This is a genomic window from Micromonospora sp. NPDC049900, assembly GCF_044461025.1.
Classification (GTDB): Bacteria; Actinomycetota; Actinomycetes; order Mycobacteriales; family Micromonosporaceae; genus Micromonospora.
The window spans coordinates 48,901-64,762 of sequence record NZ_JBITKM010000020.1 but is presented as its reverse complement, the minus strand read 5'-3'; the positions used below and the strand labels follow the sequence as shown (position 1 = coordinate 64,762).

The window sequence follows — 15,862 nt, the reverse complement described above, 5'->3', positions numbered from 1 at the left end:
GGCCCGCGGCGCCCCCCCCGGGCGCGGCGCCGGGCGCCGCCCGGCCCGAGCCGGCCGCCGGGGGCGCGGGCGCGGGGTTCCCCCCCGGGGGGGGGGGGCCCCGCCGCCGGGGGGCCGGCGACACCGACGGCGGCGCCGACGACGGCGTACCCACGGTGGTGAAGATCCGCGAGCCGCGCCGCACGGTCGACGAGGTGCAGGGCGTCTCCGGCTCGACCCGGCTGGAGGCCAAGCGGCAGCGCCGCCGGGACGGCCGCGAGCAGCGCCGGACCCGCCCGCCGATCCTGAGCGAGTCGGAGTTCCTGGCCCGCCGCGAGGCGGTCGACCGGGTGATGGCGGTACGCCAGCGCGGGGACCGCACCCAGATCGCCGTTTTGGAGGACGGCGTGCTGGTCGAGCACTACGTCACCCGCAACTCCGCCGGCACCATGGCCGGCAACGTCTATCTCGGCAAGGTGCAGAACGTGCTGCCGAGCATGGAGGCGGCGTTCGTCGACATCGGCCGGGGCCGCAACGCCGTCCTGTACGCGGGCGAGGTCAACTGGGACTCCACCGGTCTGGAGGGGCGGGCCCGCTCGATCGAGCAGGCGCTCAAGTCCGGCGACTCGGTGCTGGTGCAGGTCACCAAGGACCCGATCGGGCACAAGGGTGCCCGGTTGACCAGCCACGTCGCGCTCTCCGGTCGGCACCTGGTGTACGTGCCCGGCGGCAACGCCTCCGGGATCAGCCGCAAGCTGCCGGACACCGAACGCAAGCGGCTGCGGGACGCGCTCAAGAAGCTGGTGCCGGACGGCGCAGGCGTGATCGTCCGGACCGCCGCCGAGGGCGCCAGCGAGGACGAGTTGGCCCGCGACGTCAAGCGGCTCCAGGCGCAGTGGGAGGACATCCAGGCCAAGTCGACCGAGGGCGGCGCGCCGGTGCTGCTCTACGAGGAGCCGGACCTGGTCATCCGGGTGGTCCGGGACCTGTTCAACGAGGACTTCCGCGAGCTGGTGATCGAGGGCGACCAGTCGTACGACATGGTCGAGTCGTACCTGTCGCACGTCTCGCCGGACCTGGTCGCCCGGCTCCGCCGACACGTGGGCACCACCGACGTGTTCGCCGCGTACCGCATCGACGAGCAGATCCTCAAGGGGCTCGACCGCAAGGTGTTCCTGCCCTCCGGCGGTCATCTGGTGATCGACCGGACCGAGGCGATGACCGTGGTCGACGTCAACACCGGTAAGTACACCGGCGCGGGCGGCAACCTGGAGGAGACCGTCACCCGCAACAACCTGGAGGCGGCCGAGGAGATCGTCCGCCAACTGCGGTTGCGCGACATCGGCGGCATCGTGGTGATCGACTTCATCGACATGGTGCTGGAGTCGAACCGGGAGCTGGTGTTGCGCCGGTTGACCGAGTGCCTGGGCCGGGACCGCACCAAGCACCAGGTCACCGAGATCACCTCGCTGGGTCTGGTGCAGATGACCCGCAAGCGGATCGGTGCCGGGCTGCTGGAGGCGTTCAGTGAGACCTGTGACTGCTGCAAGGGTCGGGGTCTGATCATCCACACCGAGCCGGTGCCGGAGAAGCCGCGTTCCGGTGGCACGGAGAAGGTCAAGGCGGTCGCCTCGGCCGCGCCGGCTGCCGAACAGGCCAGTGGTTCGTCGCGGCGTCGGGGTCGCAAGAGCGCCGCCGAGCGGACCGTGGTCGAGGTCACCGACACCGAGGAGACCGCCACCGGTACGGCGGACGCGGACTACCACGACACGATGGGCTACGACCTGTCCCGGTACGAGACGGACACGCCGGCCGCTGCGGACGTGGCCGACAGCCAGCAGGGCGAGTCGGCCCGCCTGGCCGCCCCGGACGACCCGGACGCGGTGGGCGAGAGCGACGAGGACGAGGGTGCCGAGGGCGGCACCGGTCGCCGTCGCTCCCGGCGTGGCGGCGCACGCCGCCGTACCCGACCGTGACCGCCCGGCGGTAGACCGGACCCGGTCCGCCGCCCCGACGTCGACGAGCCCCGCCCACGGTGACCTCCGCCGGGCGGGGCTCCGGCGTATCGTGGTCGGTGAGTCGGCGGCGGGACGGCACCACGGCCGGTGACCGGGCGATGGCCGACCGGTGACCTGGTCCGGTGGGGGTGGCCCGGTTTGGGGCTGGCCCCGGCCATGGCGTACGCTAACCTGCGGCGCACTTTGGTGTGCCGAGTTCCCGTGTGCCCGCGCCGCCGTGCCTCTGCTACCCGGCGAGCCGCCGCGGGGACGACCGCCAGCAGCCTCAACGACAGGGAGTCCGCCTCCGATGTACGCGATCGTCAAGACCGGCGGCAAGCAGTACAAGGTCGCCGAAGGCGACGTGATCGAGGTCGAGAAGCTCGCCGGTGCCCCCGGCGACGCGGTGAAGCTCGCCGCGGTGCTCCTCGTCGACGGTGACGACCTGGTGACCGATGCGGCCAAGCTCGCCGAGGTCGAGGTGTCCGGCGAGATCGCCGCGCACACCAAGGGCCCGAAGATCCGGATCCACAAGTTCAAGAACAAGACCGGCTACCACAAGCGCCAGGGTCACCGCCAGCCGCTGACCCAGGTCAAGGTGACCGGCATCTCCAGCGGGAAGTAGGTCGTTCTCAGATGGCTCACAAAAAGGGTGCGTCCAGCTCGCGTAACGGCCGTGACTCCGCGGCCCAGCGGCTCGGCGTGAAGCGCTTCGGTGGTCAGGTCGTCAGCGCGGGCGAGATCATCGTCCGGCAGCGCGGCACCAAGTTCCACCCCGGTGACCTGGTCGGCCGTGGCGGCGACGACACGCTGTTCGCGCTGTCCGCCGGTGCGGTCCAGTTCGGCACCAGGCGCGGTCGCAAGACCGTCAGCATCGTGCCGCAGCAGTAGCTTCGAGGCGAAGCGGGCCGTGGACCTGATGTCCCGGCCCGCTTCGCCATTTCTCACGCGGGGTAGCGCCTCGCTGGAAGGATTGCGGCGTGACGACGTTCGTTGACCGGGTCGTCCTGCACCTGCAGGCCGGCGACGGCGGGCACGGCTGTGTGTCGATCCACCGGGAGAAGTTCAAGCCGTTCGGCGGCCCCGACGGCGGTAACGGCGGCCATGGCGGCAGCGTGTCGCTGGTGGTCGATCCGCAGGTGCACACGCTGCTCGACTTCCACTTCCGCCCGCACGTCAAGGCACCCAACGGCCGCGGTGGCGCGGGCTCCAACCGGGACGGCGCCAACGGCGGCGACCTGGTGCTCACCGTGCCGGACGGCACGGTCGTGCAGACCGCCGACGGCACCGTGCTGGCCGACATGGTCGGCGCCGGCACCACCTTCGAGGTGGCCCGGGGTGGTCGGGGTGGTCGGGGCAACGCCTCGCTGGCCAACGCCCGCCGGAAGGCACCCGGCTTCGCCGAGTTGGGCGAGCCGGGCGAGCAACTGGACGTGGTGCTGGAGCTCAAGAGCGTCGCCGACGTCGGCCTGGTGGGCTTCCCGTCGGCCGGCAAGTCGTCGCTGATCTCGGTGATCTCGGCCGCCAAGCCGAAGATCGCCGACTACCCGTTCACCACCCTGGTGCCGAACCTCGGCGTGGTCCGGGTCGACAACCACACCTTCACCGTCGCCGACGTGCCCGGTCTGATCCCGGGCGCGGCCACCGGCAAGGGCCTGGGGCTGGAGTTCCTGCGGCACGTGGAGCGGTGTGCCGTGCTGGTGCACGTGATCGACACCGCGACGCTGGAGCCGGGCCGGGACCCGCTGGCCGACATCGACACCATCGAGGCGGAGCTGGCCGAGTACGGCGGTCTGGCCGACCGGCCGCGCATGGTGGCCCTGAACAAGATCGACGTGCCCGACGGCCGGGACCTCGCCGAGATCGTCCGGCCCGACCTGGAGGCGCGCGGTCTGCGGATCTTCGAGGTGTCGGCGGCCACCCGGGAGGGCCTCAAGGAGTTCACCTACGCGATGGCCGAGCTGGTGGCGCAGGCGCGGGCCGCCGTGCCGCCGGCCGAGCCGACCCGCATCGTGATCCGCCCCAAGGCGGTCGACGACGCCGGGTTCACCATCGAGGCGCAGGACGACGGCTCCTACACGGTGCGCGGTGGCCGCCCGGAGCGGTGGGTACGCCAGACGAACTTCGACAACGACGAGGCGGTCGGCTACCTCGCGGACCGGTTGGCGCGTCTCGGCGTGGAGGACCACCTGGCGAAGGCCGGTGCCCAGCCGGGCGATTTGGTGCGCATCGCGGACCGGGAGTTCGACTGGCAGCCGACCCTCTACGCCGGGGCGGACTACGTGCCGGGTTCCCGGGGCCGCGACGAGCGGCTGGAGGAGAAGACGAACCGCGCCAGCGCGGCGGAGCGGTTGGCGGCCCGCAAGGCCCGTCGGCAGCGGCCGGCGGACGAGGTGGAGGCGGCTCCGACGCCGGACGACGCCGGATAGCTCGCTGCGCGGTGCGGCGGCCCCGGTCAGGGGCGGTCGATCGGGTCGTCCAGCCGTGAACCGGTGCCCGCCCGGTTGGACAGCAGCAGGCCGAGGGCCAGCATCCCCAGGGCCAGGCCCAGGTGCAGCCAGTTGTCCGCGCCGTTCACCGGGATCCAGTTGGCGCCGGCCGAGTCGACGACCACCAGGCCGTAGATCCAGAGCACGAGGTACACCGCGCCGCCGCCGATCAGGAACAGCCGCGCGCCGGCCAGACTGCGGGCCAGCGCCAGGCCGACCACGCCGAAGGCGAGGTGGACCAGGTTGTGCAGGACGGAGACCTGGAAGACGCCGAGCAGCTTCGCCTCGGAGTGGTGGCCGCCGAAGGACAACTCGCCGTAGTTCGTGGTGATGCCGGGGACGAACCCGAGCACCCCGATCAGGAGGAAGACCACCGCCAGGATCAGGGCGGCGAGCTGGGCGCGGGTGGTGCGCCGGGCCGGCTTCTCCAGCGACCTGTGCGCCATCGTCGTCACCTCCGTGAGCCCGCGACCGTCGCGGGGTGGGTCCCCGGCTCCGACGATCTCGCATGTACGCCGTCGTCGGGGGCGACTCCGGAGAAATGACGACCAGCGTGGCACTGCGTACCGTGCGCCCCGGTCCGGCACGGCGGGACGGACCCGCCGACCGGGGCGACCCGGTGGTGGGCTCAGTCCAGGTCGAACTCGCCGTCCTGGGCGCCGGCGACGAAGGCGTCCCACTCGGCCTGCGTGAACACCAGCACCGGGCCGTCCGGCTCGGCGGAGTTACGCATACCGATGAGGTCGTCGACGAAGGCGACCTCCACCGCCGCCTCCGAGGTGTCGCCCTCGGCCCGCTGCCAGACCGCCCGGGAGAGGTCGAAGTCGCCCTTGGGGTGCGCTGTCATTGCGTCAGTCCTCCAGTGCAGGGGAATGGGGACGCTCGTTCGAGGCCCCATCGGGCAGGATAAGCGGATGCCGAGCCTGAGCCGTGCAGAGTCGACCGCGCGTGGCGCGTCGATCTCCGTCGTTTCCTACCACGTGGACCTCGACCTCACCGGTGGCGACGAGCGGTTCCGCTCGCTGGTCACGATCCGGTTCCGGGCCACCGGCAGGGAGACCTTCGCCGAGGTGAAGCCCGCGACACTGCTGGCGGTACGCCTCAACGACCGTGATCTCGATCCGGCCGCGCTGGACGACAACCGGCTCGCCCTGACCGGGCTGGCCGAGGAGAACACGCTGACCGTCGAGGCGGAGATGGCGTACACGAACACCGGTGAGGGACTGCACCGGTTCGTCGACCCGGCCGACGGCGAGACCTACCTGTACGCGATGTCCTTCCTGGACGACGTGCAACGCATCTTCGCCGCCTTCGACCAGCCCGACCTGAAGGCGCCGGTCACGCTCACGGTCACCGCACCGGAGCACTGGACGGTCGCGGCCAACGGCGCACTGGCCGCCAACCCGGCCCCCGGGCGCTGGGAGTTCGTCCCCACCCTGCCCATCGCCACGTACTTCTTCACGCTGATCGCCGGTCCCTGGCACGTCAGGCGGGACAGCCACGACGGCATCCCGCTGGGGGTGTACTGCCGCCGGTCGCTGGCCGAACACCTGGACGCCGACGCCGACGAGATCTTCACCATCACGAGGCAGTGCCTGGACCGGTTCCACCAGCTCTTCACCGAGCGGTACCCGTTCGGCAAGTACGACCAGGCGTTCGTGCCGGAGTTCAACGCCGGGGCGATGGAGAACCCGGGCCTGGTGACCTTCCGCGACGACTACGTGTTCCGCTCGGCGGTCACCGACTCCGAGCGCGAGCTGCGCGCCACCACGATCGCCCACGAGATGGCGCACATGTGGTTCGGCGATCTCGTCACCATGCGCTGGTGGGACGACCTGTGGCTGAACGAGTCGTTCGCCGAGTACCTGGGCACCCGGGTCACCGCCGAGGCGACCCGGTTCGACCAGGCGTGGACGACCTTCGCGCTGCAACGCAAGGCCTGGGGGTACGCGGCCGACCAGCGTCCCTCCACCCATCCCGTCGCCCCCGAGCGGGTGGCCGACGCGGCGGAGGGGCTGCTCAACTTCGACGGCATCTCGTACGCCAAGGGCGCCAGTGTGCTGCGGCAACTGGTCGCCTGGCTCGGTGACGAGGCGTTCCTGGCCGGGCTGAACGATCACTTCGCCCGGCACCGCTTCGGCAACGCCACCCTGGCCGACCTGCTCGACAGTCTCGCCGCCGCCAGCGGCCGGGACCTGACCGACTGGGCGCAGGCGTGGCTGCGTACCGCGCAGGTGAACACGCTGCGCTCCGAGGTGCGGCTGGACGCCGACGGCCGGTACGCCGAGGCGGCCGTGGTGCAGACCGCCCCGCCGTCGCACCCGGTGCTGCGCCCGCACCGCATCGGGGTCGGCCGGTACGCCGTCGACGGCACCGCCGAGCGGCAGGAGATCGACCTCGACCCGAAGTCCGACGACGGACGTACGCTGCTCACCGGGTTGGTCGGTGAACCGGCGGCGGCGGTCCTGCTGCCCAACGACGGCGACCTGACGTTCGCCAAGATCCGCCTGGACCCGGCCTCGGCCGACGCCGTGTCGCTGCTGCTGCCCGAGCTGGCCGACCCGCTGGCCCGGGCGCTGCTGTGGGGCGAGGCGCTGGACGCCGCCACCGACGGGGAACGGCCGGTGCAGGCGGTGGTCGACCTGATCGGGGCGGCGCTGCCCACCGAGACCGAGGTGATCATCGCCGAGGACGTGCTGGCGCTGAGCCGGTCGCTGGTCGACCGCTACCTCGACCCGGCGGCCCGGCGGGCGGCCCTGGACCGGATCGCCGACGCCTGTCGCCGCTTGCTCGACGGTGCCGCGCCGGGGGAGTCGTTGCAGTTGGCCGCCGTGCGGGGCCTGATCGCCGTGACCACCGACGCCGACCTGCTGGGTGGCTGGCTCGCCGGTCGGGGCGTACCGGCCGGGCTGGCCGTCGACACCGAGCTGCGCTGGTCCGTGCTGGCGCGGCTGGTGACGCTGGGCGCCGCCGGGGAGAGCGAGATCGCCGCCGAGGCCGCCGCCGACCCGAGCGCCGCCGGTGCGGAGCGGGCCGCCGCCTGCCGGGCCGCGCTGCCCGACCCGGCCGCCAAGCAGGCCGCGTGGGAGATCATCGTGTCGAACACCGAGCTGTCCAACCGGCTGGTCGAGGCGACCGCCGCCGGTTTCTGGCGTCCGGAGCAGGCGGAGCTGACCGCCGAGTACGTGACCCGGTACTTCGACGACATGCCGGCCGCCGCGCGGCTGCGTACGCCCTGGGTGGCCGACGGGGTGGCCAAGCTGGCGTTCCCCCGGTACGCGGTGGCGCGATCGACCCGGGAGGCGGCTGCGGCGCTGCTGGCCCGCGACGACCTCACCCCGGGCCTGCGCCGGGTGGTCACCGACGCCGACGACGACCTGCGGCGGGCGCTGGACGCCCGGACGGTGATCGAAGGTACGCCCGCCTGACCTGGTGTCGCCGGGTCGGTGCCGTGGGTCACGGCCCGGCCCGGTGTGAACCGGATTCGGCATAGGATCATGGGGTGCGGGAAGACATCCGGCGGGTCGGGATCATGGGCGGCACGTTCGACCCGATCCATCACGGTCACCTCGTCGCCGCGAGCGAGGTGGCGGACCGGTTCGGGCTGGACGAGGTGGTGTTCGTGCCCACCGGGCGGCCCTGGCAGAAGGCGGACGTGCCGGTCAGCCCGGCCGAGGACCGCTATCTGATGACGGTGATCGCGACCGCGTCGAACCCCCGCTTCCAGGTCAGTCGGGTCGACATCGACCGGGGCGGCCCCACCTACACCGTCGACACGCTGCGCGACCTGCGCGCCGAGTACGGCCCGAAGGCGCAACTGTTCTTCATCACCGGCGCGGACGCGCTGGAGCGCATCCTGAGCTGGAAGGATCTGGACGAGATCTTCGAGCTGGCGCACTTCATCGGGGTGACCCGGCCGGGCTTCGCACTCACCGACGCCCACCTGCCCGCCGACACGGTCACCCTGGTGCAGGTGCCGGCGATGGCCATCTCGTCCACCGACTGTCGGGCCCGGGTCTCCCGGGGCGTACCGGTCTGGTATCTGGTGCCGGACGGTGTGGTGCAATACATCGCCAAACGGCGGCTCTATCAGGATGATTAGCCTGTTTCCTCCCGATTACTGCGGAAAACTGCCGAGTCGGCAATCCGCCGGGTGTGAGAGGCTTGGAGGCATCGCACGGGTGATCGAGGGAGAACGGTGACAGTTTCGGAACGCGCTCACGAGCTGGCGATGGCCGCCGCCCAGGCCGCGGCCGACAAGAAGGCTCAGGACATCGTCATCATCGACGTGGGTGACCAGCTCGCCATCACCGACGCGTTCCTGATCGCCGCGGCCCCGAACGAGCGTCAGGTGCTCGCCATCGTCGACGCCATCGAGGAAGCCCTGCTCGACCTGCCCGAGAAGGCCAAGCCGGTGCGGCGCGAGGGCGAGCGCGGCGGCCGGTGGGTGCTGCTCGACTACGTCGACATCGTGGTCCACGTGCAGCACACCGAGGAGCGCGAGTTCTACGCCCTCGACCGGCTCTGGAAGGACTGCCCCACCATCCCCTTCGTCGACCGGGACCTGGCCAGCGCCGAGGCCGCCACCGGATCCGGCGAGTGACCCGGCTGATCGTCTGGCGGCACGGCAACACCGACTGGAACGCCGCCGGTCGGGTGCAGGGGCAGACCGACGTACCCCTCAACGACCTCGGCCGCGAGCAGGCGCGCCAAGCCGCGCCGCTGCTGGCCGCGCTGCGACCGGACGCCATCGTCGCCAGCGACCTGAGCCGCGCCGCGGACACCGCCGGTGCGCTGTCCGCGCTGACCGGTCTGCCGGTACGCTCCGACGCCCGACTGCGCGAACGCCACTTCGGCCGTTGGCAGGGCCTCCTGCTCGCCGAGGCGTCGGCACAGTTCCCGGCGGAGTTCGCCCGCTGGCGGGCCGGTGACCCCGACCCGGGCGCGGAGATCGAACCGCTGGGCGAGCTGGGCAAGCGGATGGGCACCGCCCTCCAGGAGCTCGCCGACGACCTGGCCGGCCGGACGATCGTCGTGGCCACCCACGGCGGTGCCGCCCGGCAGGGCTGCGGCCAACTCCTCGGCTGGGAGCCGAGCGTGCTGCGCGCCGTCGGCGCGCTGCGCAACTGCCACTGGACCGAGCTGCGGCACGACGCCGACCGTGGCTGGCAGATGCGGACACACAACGTCGGCGCGGTCGACGTACCGCCGGTCACCCCCGGCGGCACCGCATCCGCCCGGCCCGGCTCCGCCGAAGCGGTCTGACGCCGCACCACGCCGATCGGCTACCGTGCCGGGCATGCCCGTCGCGGTCGTGACCGACTCCACCGCCTATCTGCCGCCCGAGCTGGTGCCCGCGCACCAGCTCACGGTGGTGCCACTGACCGTGGTGCTCAACGGGGTCGAGGGGCTGGAAGGCGTCCAGACCTCCCCGGCGGACGCCACCCGGGCGTTGAGCGCCCGACGGGTCGCGGTGAGTACGTCCCGTCCGTCCCCGGAACAGTTCGTCCGGACGTACCGGCGGCTGCTGGACGCCGGTGCGGACGGCGTCGTGTCGGTGCACCTGTCGGCGGGGCTCTCCGGCACCGTGGAGGCCGCCGACCTGGCCGCCGCAGAGTTCGGTGACCGGGTGACGGTGGTGGACAGCCGCTCCTGCGGCATGGGCCTCGGCTTCCCGGTGCTCGCCGCCGCCCGCGCCGCCCAGGGCGGTGCCGACCTGGCCGACGTACGCGCCGAGGCCGTCGCCGCGATCGACCGCACCACCATCTACTTCTATGTCGACACCCTGGAGTTCCTGCGCCGGGGCGGCCGGATCAACGCGGCCGAGGCACTGCTCGGCACGGCACTGTCGGTCAAACCGATCCTCTACATGCCGGACGGCGTCATCGTGTTGTGCGACAAGGTGCGCACGGCCAGCCGTGGCCTGGCCCGCCTGGTCGACCTGGCCGTCGAGGCGGCCGGGGATGCGGAGATCGACCTGGCCGTGCACCACCTGGCCGCACCCCAGCGCGCCGAGACCCTGCTCGACGCGCTCACCACCCGGTTGGGTCCGCGCCTGCACGACACGTACGTCTCCGAGGCCGGTGCCGCCGTCGCCGCCCACGCCGGCCCCGGCCTGGCCTGCGTCGTCACCCACCACCGCCCCTGACCCCCCTGCGTCGTCCTCAGCACGGTCCCGTGCGTCGCTGTGCTGCGTTGCCTGTGTGCGTTGCCTGTGCGGGCGGCCCGCTGTTCTGGGCGCCGATCATGGAGTTGTGGTCCGTACTCCGTGCTTGTCTGTCCTGGTCTGCCGGTGCCATAAGTCGCTGATCGACGGGGTGAGTGCGGGGATGCGGAAAGATGGGTGGGGGTGGGAGGAGGGCGGATGTCCTGTGTGGTGACCGGTGGTGGGCGCGGGGTCGGGCGGGGGATCGTGGAGCGGCTGCTCACCGCGGGTGAGACGGTCGTCGTCGTCGAGCGCGACGGCGACGCGGTGTCCTGGGTGGAGCGTCATGCGGAGAACGGGCGACTCATGGCGGTGGTCGGTGACGCGGCCGACGAGGGCGTCGCCGGGCGCGCGGCCGACCTCGCCGAACGAGCCGGGCCGCTCACCGGCTGGGTGAACAACGCGGCGGTGTTCCGGGACGCGTCCGTGCACGACGCCCCCGTCGGCGAGGTGGTCGACCTGATCACCCGCAACCTGCGCCCCGCCGTGGTCGGCGCGGCCACCGCGGTACGCCGATTCCTGGCCGCCGGCACCGAGGGCGCGATCGTGAACGTCTCCTCCCACCAGGCTGCTCGACCGGTGCCCGGCTGCCTGCCGTACGCCACGGCGAAAGCCGCCATCGAGGGGCTGACCCGCGCGCTCGCGGTCGAGTACGGCCCGCGCGGCATCCGGGCGAACACGGTCGCCCTCGGCTCGGTGACCACCGAGCGGCACGAGGCGTTCATGGCCGCCCAGACGCCGGAGCAGACCGGACGGATCGAGGCGGAGCTGCACCGCCTGCACCCGGTGGGCCGGATCGGCCGACCTCAGGACGTCGCCGACGTGGTGGCGTTCCTGCTGTCCCCGGCGGCGGGTTTCGTCACCGGAGTCACGCTGCCGGTCGACGGCGGACGCGCGGCGCTCGGCCTCGACCCGGAATCCCGCTGACCCGGGGCGGCCCACGCACGACTATCGGCCGCCCGCCGCCCGCCGCCCGCCGCCCGCCGCCTGCCGCTCCTCACCGATGGACCGTGCACGCCCGTACAAGCGTGAAGGTCACGCTCGATCCCGGATCGAGTGGTATCCGAGCGCGACGATGACCACTCGATCCGGGATCGAGCGTGATCTTGCGGTGGAGGCGACAGCATGGGCCTGAGCAAGGCGGTTGGCAGGCCCGATCTGGCCGCGATGCGGGTGCCGACACCGACGCGGCGGGCACCAGCGCGAGCAGCAGAAGGCAGGCCCCTGCGGTGGGTACACGACGAAGTCCCCAGCCTCGGGCTGGGGGCTTTCGGTGGCTCGGGTGTCAGCCGACCGGGCCGATCCGCTTCGCCGACTCGGCGAAGCCCCGCCAGGCGGCCGGGCCGACGTGCAGGGTGCCGCCGTCACCGCGCTGGTGACGATGACGAAGGAGCCGTCGAGACCGGCGTACGGCCCCGACCGACCTCGGAACGACCTGTATCCGGACGTGCGGCAACTCGGCCTACGACAGCCGGGCGTCCAATCGCTCACGACCGGGTCCATGCGGTGGATCAATCGACCGATCGGCCCCGATGGCGGTACAGCCTGGAAGCATCCTCGGTCCGGTGCGTCCGGCCATAGCACGAACGATGCTTGATCAGGCGGTTGTCCACAGCCGACCGGTTGTCCACAGCCGGGGCGATTGACTGCGGCACGCGTCGGGCTCGCCGTCCTAGCCTCGCGCCGTGTCCAACGACGACGAGGAGACGGCGGTCCGGGATCGCCTGTGGCGGCTGATGTCCGGCACGGCAGCGCACGCTGCCGACCTGCCCACCGATCGACCGTCACCGGCAGGTCGTGAGGTCGGCCTGATGTCGCCGGGCGACACCGGCCCGGACTCCGACGACTTCGCACCGGCCTCGTCGTCCCCGTGGCGCGGACCGACGGAGTGGCCGACCGTTTCGCTACCCGTGCACACGTCCGCTGCCCTCAGGTATTCGGCGGACACCGGAACCAGCGTCACCGGTCCGCAGCGGCCTCCGTCGACGCCCTCCGCCACCGTGGTCGCCGATCCGTACCTTGCCTCGGAGCGAACCGGCCGGTCGGGTGCCACGGCGATGCCGGCGGACACCGACGCGACCCCTGCACCGTCCCGACTGCCGGGTCCCGGGGCGTTCGATCCCGGGCGGCGCGGGGTCCGGGTGCTCGCCGTGGTCGCCGTTCTGGTCGTGGTCGTCGCCGCCGGCTGGGCGTGGCGGTCCCGTCCGCAGGTCGAGCCGGTCGTCACCGTCAGCGGTCCGAGTGGGGCCGCCGACGTCGACCCGTCCGGTCCACCCGGTGACGAGCCGATGACCGACCCGTCGGCCGTACCCGCCGGTGAGGTGGTCGTCGCCGTGGCGGGCAAGGTGCGTCGGCCGGGTCTGGTGCGGCTCCCGGCCGGGGCGCGGGTGGCCGACGCCGTGGAGGCGGCCGGTGGGGCGCTGCCCGGGGTGGACGTGGCGATGCTGAATCCGGCCCGCAAGGTGACCGACGGCGAGTTGGTCGTGGTCGGCGTACCGCCGCCGACGCCAGCCGCCCCGGCACCCGGCGTCCCGGCACCCGGCGCCGCCGTGCCCGGTGCGGAATCCGGCGGACGGGTGAACCTGAACACCGCCACGCTCGCGCAACTCGACGGGCTGCCCGGAGTGGGACCGGTGCTCGCGCAGCGGATCATCGAGCACCGCGAGCAGCGCGGCGGCTTCCGCGCCGTCAGCGACCTGCGCCAGGTCAACGGCATCGGCGACGCCCGGTACGAGGAGCTGAAGGACCTGGTGACGGTGTGACCGCCGACGCGAGGGTGCCCGATCTCCGGCTGGCCGGACTGGCCGTGGCGGCCTGGCTCACCGCCCTGGCCGGGCTACACCTCACCGCTGCGCGGGCACTGCTGGTGGCCGTGCTGGCGGCGGCGGTGGGCGTACTGGTCGCGGTGCACCTGCTCGGGTTCGCCGGGCGGCAGGGTGCCCTCGCCCGACGCTACGGCTGGACCGTGGTGGCGGTGTTGATCGGGGTCGTCTGCGGGGGCGCGGCCACCTCGGCCCGACTGGCGGTGCGGGACGCCGGCCCGTTGCGTGCCCTGGTCGACGACGGCGGGCAGGTCAGCGCGGAGTTGACGGTCCGGGACGATCCTCGGGCACTACGCGGCGGCATCGTCGGTCGCCCACCGACTTTGCTGGTGTCGGCCCGGTTGGTGACCGTCACCGGCCCGGCGGGGCACCGGGTCACCACGCCGGCCCGGGTGCTGGTGCTCGCCGACGACCCTGCCTGGCGCGGACTGCTGCCCGGGCAACGCATCACGGCCGAGGGCCGCCTGACCGAGCCGCGCGGCGGTGACCTGACCGGCGCGGTGCTGCTGGCCGAGGGCGCACCCGTCCGGCTCGGGTCGGCGTCGGTGCTGCAACGAGCCGCCGGGGTGCTGCGGGCCGGGCTGCAACGCGCCTGCGCGCCGCTGCCCGACGACCCGGGTGGCCTGCTGCCCGGCCTGGTGGTCGGTGACACCAGCGAACTGCCCGACACGGTCGAGGAGGACTTCCGGGCCACCGGCATGACGCATCTCAACGCCGTCTCCGGTTCCAACGTCGCGATCGTGGTGGGAGCGGTGCTGTTGGCCGCACGCTGGGCCCGTGCCGGTCCGACTCTGGCCGTCGTACTCTGCGGGCTCGCTCTGGTGGGCTTCGTCATCCTGGTCCGACCCTCACCGAGCGTGGTGCGGGCGGCGACGATGGGGGCGATCGGACTCGCCGCGCTGGCCACCGGCCGACCCCGGGCGGCGGTGCCGGCCCTCGCCGCCGGAGTGGCGGTGCTGGTACTCGTCGACCCCGACCTGGCCGGGGACGCCGGTTTCGCGCTGTCGGTGCTGGCGACCGGTGGTCTGCTGCTGCTCGCGCCACGGTGGCGCGACGGATTGCGTCGACGGGGCGTACCGGCGGGGGCGGCCGAGGCGCTGGCGGTCCCGGCCGCCGCGCAGTTGGCCTGCTCCCCGGTGATCGCCGGCCTGTCGGGCACGGTCAGTCTGGTCGCGGTCCCGGCGAACCTGCTCGTCGTGCCCGCGATCGCTCCGGCCACGGTGCTCGGGGTGCTGGCCGCGACGATCTCGCCGGTCTGGCCGGCCGGTGCCCAGGCCGTCGCCTGGCTGGCGCACTGGCCGGCGTGGTGGCTGGTGCTGGTGGCCCGCCACGGGGCCCGCGTTCCGGCCGGCAACCTGCCCTGGCCGGGCGGGGTGTCCGGAGCGCTGCTGCTGGCGGCGCTGACCGTGGCCCTGCTGGTGGCGGTGCGGCGACCGGTGGTGCGCCGCCTGGTGGCGGTGCTGACCGCCGCCGTCGTGGTCGGCACCCTGCCGGTGCGGGTGGCGGCACCGGGCTGGCCGCCGAAGGGGTGGGTGGTCGTCGCCTGCGCGGTCGGTCAGGGCGACGTCGTGCTGCTGCCGGTGGCGGCGGGACGCGCCGTCGTGGTCGACGCCGGACCCGATCCGGCGGCGGCGGACGCCTGTCTGCGGAGACTCGGCGTACGGCGGGTGCCGCTCCTGGTGATCAGCCACTTCCACGTCGACCACACCGGGGGAGTGGCCGGGGTCTTCCGGGACCGTCGGGTGGACACGGTGGTCACCCCCCGCTGGCCGGAGCCGGAGATGGGGCGGGACCTGGTGCACGACACCGCCGCCGCGCACGGTACACCCCTGGTGGCCGCCCCGGCCGGATGGCGGTACCGGGCGGGCGCGGTCGACCTGGTGGTCCTCGGTCCGCCCTATCCCATGCGGGGCACCAGGTCGGACCCGAACAACAACTCGTTGGTGCTGCGGGCCACCGTGGCCGGGGTGCGGATCCTGCTCGCCGGGGACGCGGAGACCGAGGAGCAGCAGGCGTTACGGGAGCATCTGCCGCCGGACGGGCTGCGGGCGGAGGTGTTGAAGGTCGCTCACCACGGGAGCGCGTACCAGGATCCGGCCTTTCTGGACGCGATCGCCCCGGCGGTGGCGTTGGTGCCGGTGGGCGCGGGGAACACCTACGGGCACCCCAACGAGGCCGTCCTGGCCCGGTTGAGTCGGGGTGGGGCGCGGGTGCTGCGGACCGACCGCGACGGGGACGTCGCCGTGGTGGTCGGTCCGTCCGGGCTGGCGGTGGTGGCGGGGGGAGTGGACCTGACCAGGGCCAACCGATGAGCGAATCCGACTTATGGAGAAAGAAGGCTAATTGTATATATGTCTGGATTTGCGCTGA

At 73.0% G+C, this 15,862-nt stretch carries 14 protein-coding genes; 12 read left to right on the top strand and 2 right to left on the bottom strand.

The features are described from left to right. The 4 genes from ACIBMZ_RS27835 to obgE all read left to right on the top strand — a co-directional run. The coding region (locus tag ACIBMZ_RS27835; RefSeq protein ID WP_396698815.1) for an Rne/Rng family ribonuclease at positions 1-1,955 on the top strand (1,955 nt) is incomplete at its 5' end. A gap of 331 nt (positions 1,956-2,286) precedes the next feature. Continuing rightward, a complete protein-coding gene (rplU, locus tag ACIBMZ_RS27830; protein ID WP_117229528.1) occupies positions 2,287-2,601 on the top strand; it encodes a 50S ribosomal protein L21 in 315 nt (104 codons plus the stop codon). 11 nt (positions 2,602-2,612) lie between these two features. Further along, positions 2,613-2,867 (top strand): 50S ribosomal protein L27, encoded by a 255-nt coding sequence (gene rpmA, locus ACIBMZ_RS27825; RefSeq protein ID WP_091077796.1) that lies wholly within the window; start codon positions 2,613-2,615, stop codon positions 2,865-2,867. 89 nt (positions 2,868-2,956) lie between these two features. Continuing rightward, a complete protein-coding gene (gene obgE / locus ACIBMZ_RS27820; protein ID WP_396698812.1) occupies positions 2,957-4,405 on the top strand; it encodes a GTPase ObgE in 1,449 nt (482 codons plus the stop codon). Between the two features lie 26 nt (positions 4,406-4,431). Here the strand turns inward: obgE and ACIBMZ_RS27815 are convergent, their stop codons facing one another. Both ACIBMZ_RS27815 and ACIBMZ_RS27810 read right to left on the bottom strand, forming a co-directional pair. Next, positions 4,432-4,911, bottom strand: a complete 480-nt coding sequence (locus ACIBMZ_RS27815; protein WP_396698810.1) for a DUF4383 domain-containing protein — start codon at positions 4,909-4,911, stop codon at positions 4,432-4,434. 182 nt (positions 4,912-5,093) lie between these two features. Then, entirely contained in the window at positions 5,094-5,312 is a 219-nt protein-coding gene (locus tag ACIBMZ_RS27810) for a DUF397 domain-containing protein (RefSeq protein WP_093407559.1), read from the bottom strand. 67 nt (positions 5,313-5,379) lie between these two features. Between ACIBMZ_RS27810 and pepN the strand changes: the two genes are divergently transcribed. The 8 genes from pepN (at position 5,380) to ACIBMZ_RS27770 (ending at position 15,804) form a co-directional block, all read left to right on the top strand. After that, a complete protein-coding gene (gene pepN, locus ACIBMZ_RS27805) occupies positions 5,380-7,893 on the top strand; it encodes an aminopeptidase N (RefSeq protein ID WP_396698807.1) in 2,514 nt (837 codons plus the stop codon). A gap of 74 nt (positions 7,894-7,967) precedes the next feature. Continuing rightward, positions 7,968-8,567, top strand: a complete 600-nt coding sequence (gene nadD / locus ACIBMZ_RS27800; protein ID WP_396698804.1) for a nicotinate-nucleotide adenylyltransferase — start codon at positions 7,968-7,970, stop codon at positions 8,565-8,567. A gap of 96 nt (positions 8,568-8,663) precedes the next feature. After that, positions 8,664-9,068, top strand: coding sequence for a ribosome silencing factor (gene rsfS, locus ACIBMZ_RS27795; protein ID WP_396698802.1), 405 nt, complete (start codon positions 8,664-8,666; stop codon positions 9,066-9,068). Then, complete coding sequence (locus ACIBMZ_RS27790) at positions 9,065-9,730, top strand: histidine phosphatase family protein (RefSeq protein ID WP_396698800.1); 666 nt, start codon at positions 9,065-9,067, stop codon at positions 9,728-9,730. Before rsfS ends, ACIBMZ_RS27790 begins: the two co-directional genes overlap by 4 nt. Before the next feature lie 34 nt (positions 9,731-9,764). Further along, positions 9,765-10,613, top strand: a complete 849-nt coding sequence (locus ACIBMZ_RS27785; protein WP_396698799.1) for a DegV family protein — start codon at positions 9,765-9,767, stop codon at positions 10,611-10,613. Positions 10,614-10,829: 216 nt separating this feature from the next. Beyond that, a complete protein-coding gene (locus ACIBMZ_RS27780) occupies positions 10,830-11,597 on the top strand; it encodes an SDR family NAD(P)-dependent oxidoreductase (protein ID WP_396698798.1) in 768 nt (255 codons plus the stop codon). 1,130 nt (positions 11,598-12,727) lie between these two features. Further along, complete coding sequence (locus ACIBMZ_RS27775) at positions 12,728-13,432, top strand: helix-hairpin-helix domain-containing protein (protein ID WP_396698844.1); 705 nt, start codon at positions 12,728-12,730, stop codon at positions 13,430-13,432. Beyond that, entirely contained in the window at positions 13,429-15,804 is a 2,376-nt protein-coding gene (locus ACIBMZ_RS27770) for a ComEC/Rec2 family competence protein (RefSeq protein WP_396698796.1), read from the top strand. Before ACIBMZ_RS27775 ends, ACIBMZ_RS27770 begins: the two co-directional genes overlap by 4 nt. The last annotated feature ends 58 nt before the right edge of the window (positions 15,805-15,862 follow it).

Coding starts and splice junctions, on each gene's coding strand:
- rplU (WP_117229528.1), top strand. CDS start 2,287: ATGTACGCGATCGTCAAGACCGGCGGCAAGCAGTACAAGGTCGCCGAA.
- rpmA (WP_091077796.1), top strand. CDS start 2,613: ATGGCTCACAAAAAGGGTGCGTCCAGCTCGCGTAACGGCCGTGACTCC.
- ACIBMZ_RS27815 (WP_396698810.1), bottom strand. CDS start 4,911: ATGGCGCACAGGTCGCTGGAGAAGCCGGCCCGGCGCACCACCCGCGCC.
- ACIBMZ_RS27810 (WP_093407559.1), bottom strand. CDS start 5,312: ATGACAGCGCACCCCAAGGGCGACTTCGACCTCTCCCGGGCGGTCTGG.
- pepN (WP_396698807.1), top strand. CDS start 5,380: ATGCCGAGCCTGAGCCGTGCAGAGTCGACCGCGCGTGGCGCGTCGATC.
- ACIBMZ_RS27785 (WP_396698799.1), top strand. CDS start 9,765: ATGCCCGTCGCGGTCGTGACCGACTCCACCGCCTATCTGCCGCCCGAG.
- ACIBMZ_RS27780 (WP_396698798.1), top strand. CDS start 10,830: ATGTCCTGTGTGGTGACCGGTGGTGGGCGCGGGGTCGGGCGGGGGATC.
- ACIBMZ_RS27775 (WP_396698844.1), top strand. CDS start 12,728: ATGCCGGCGGACACCGACGCGACCCCTGCACCGTCCCGACTGCCGGGT.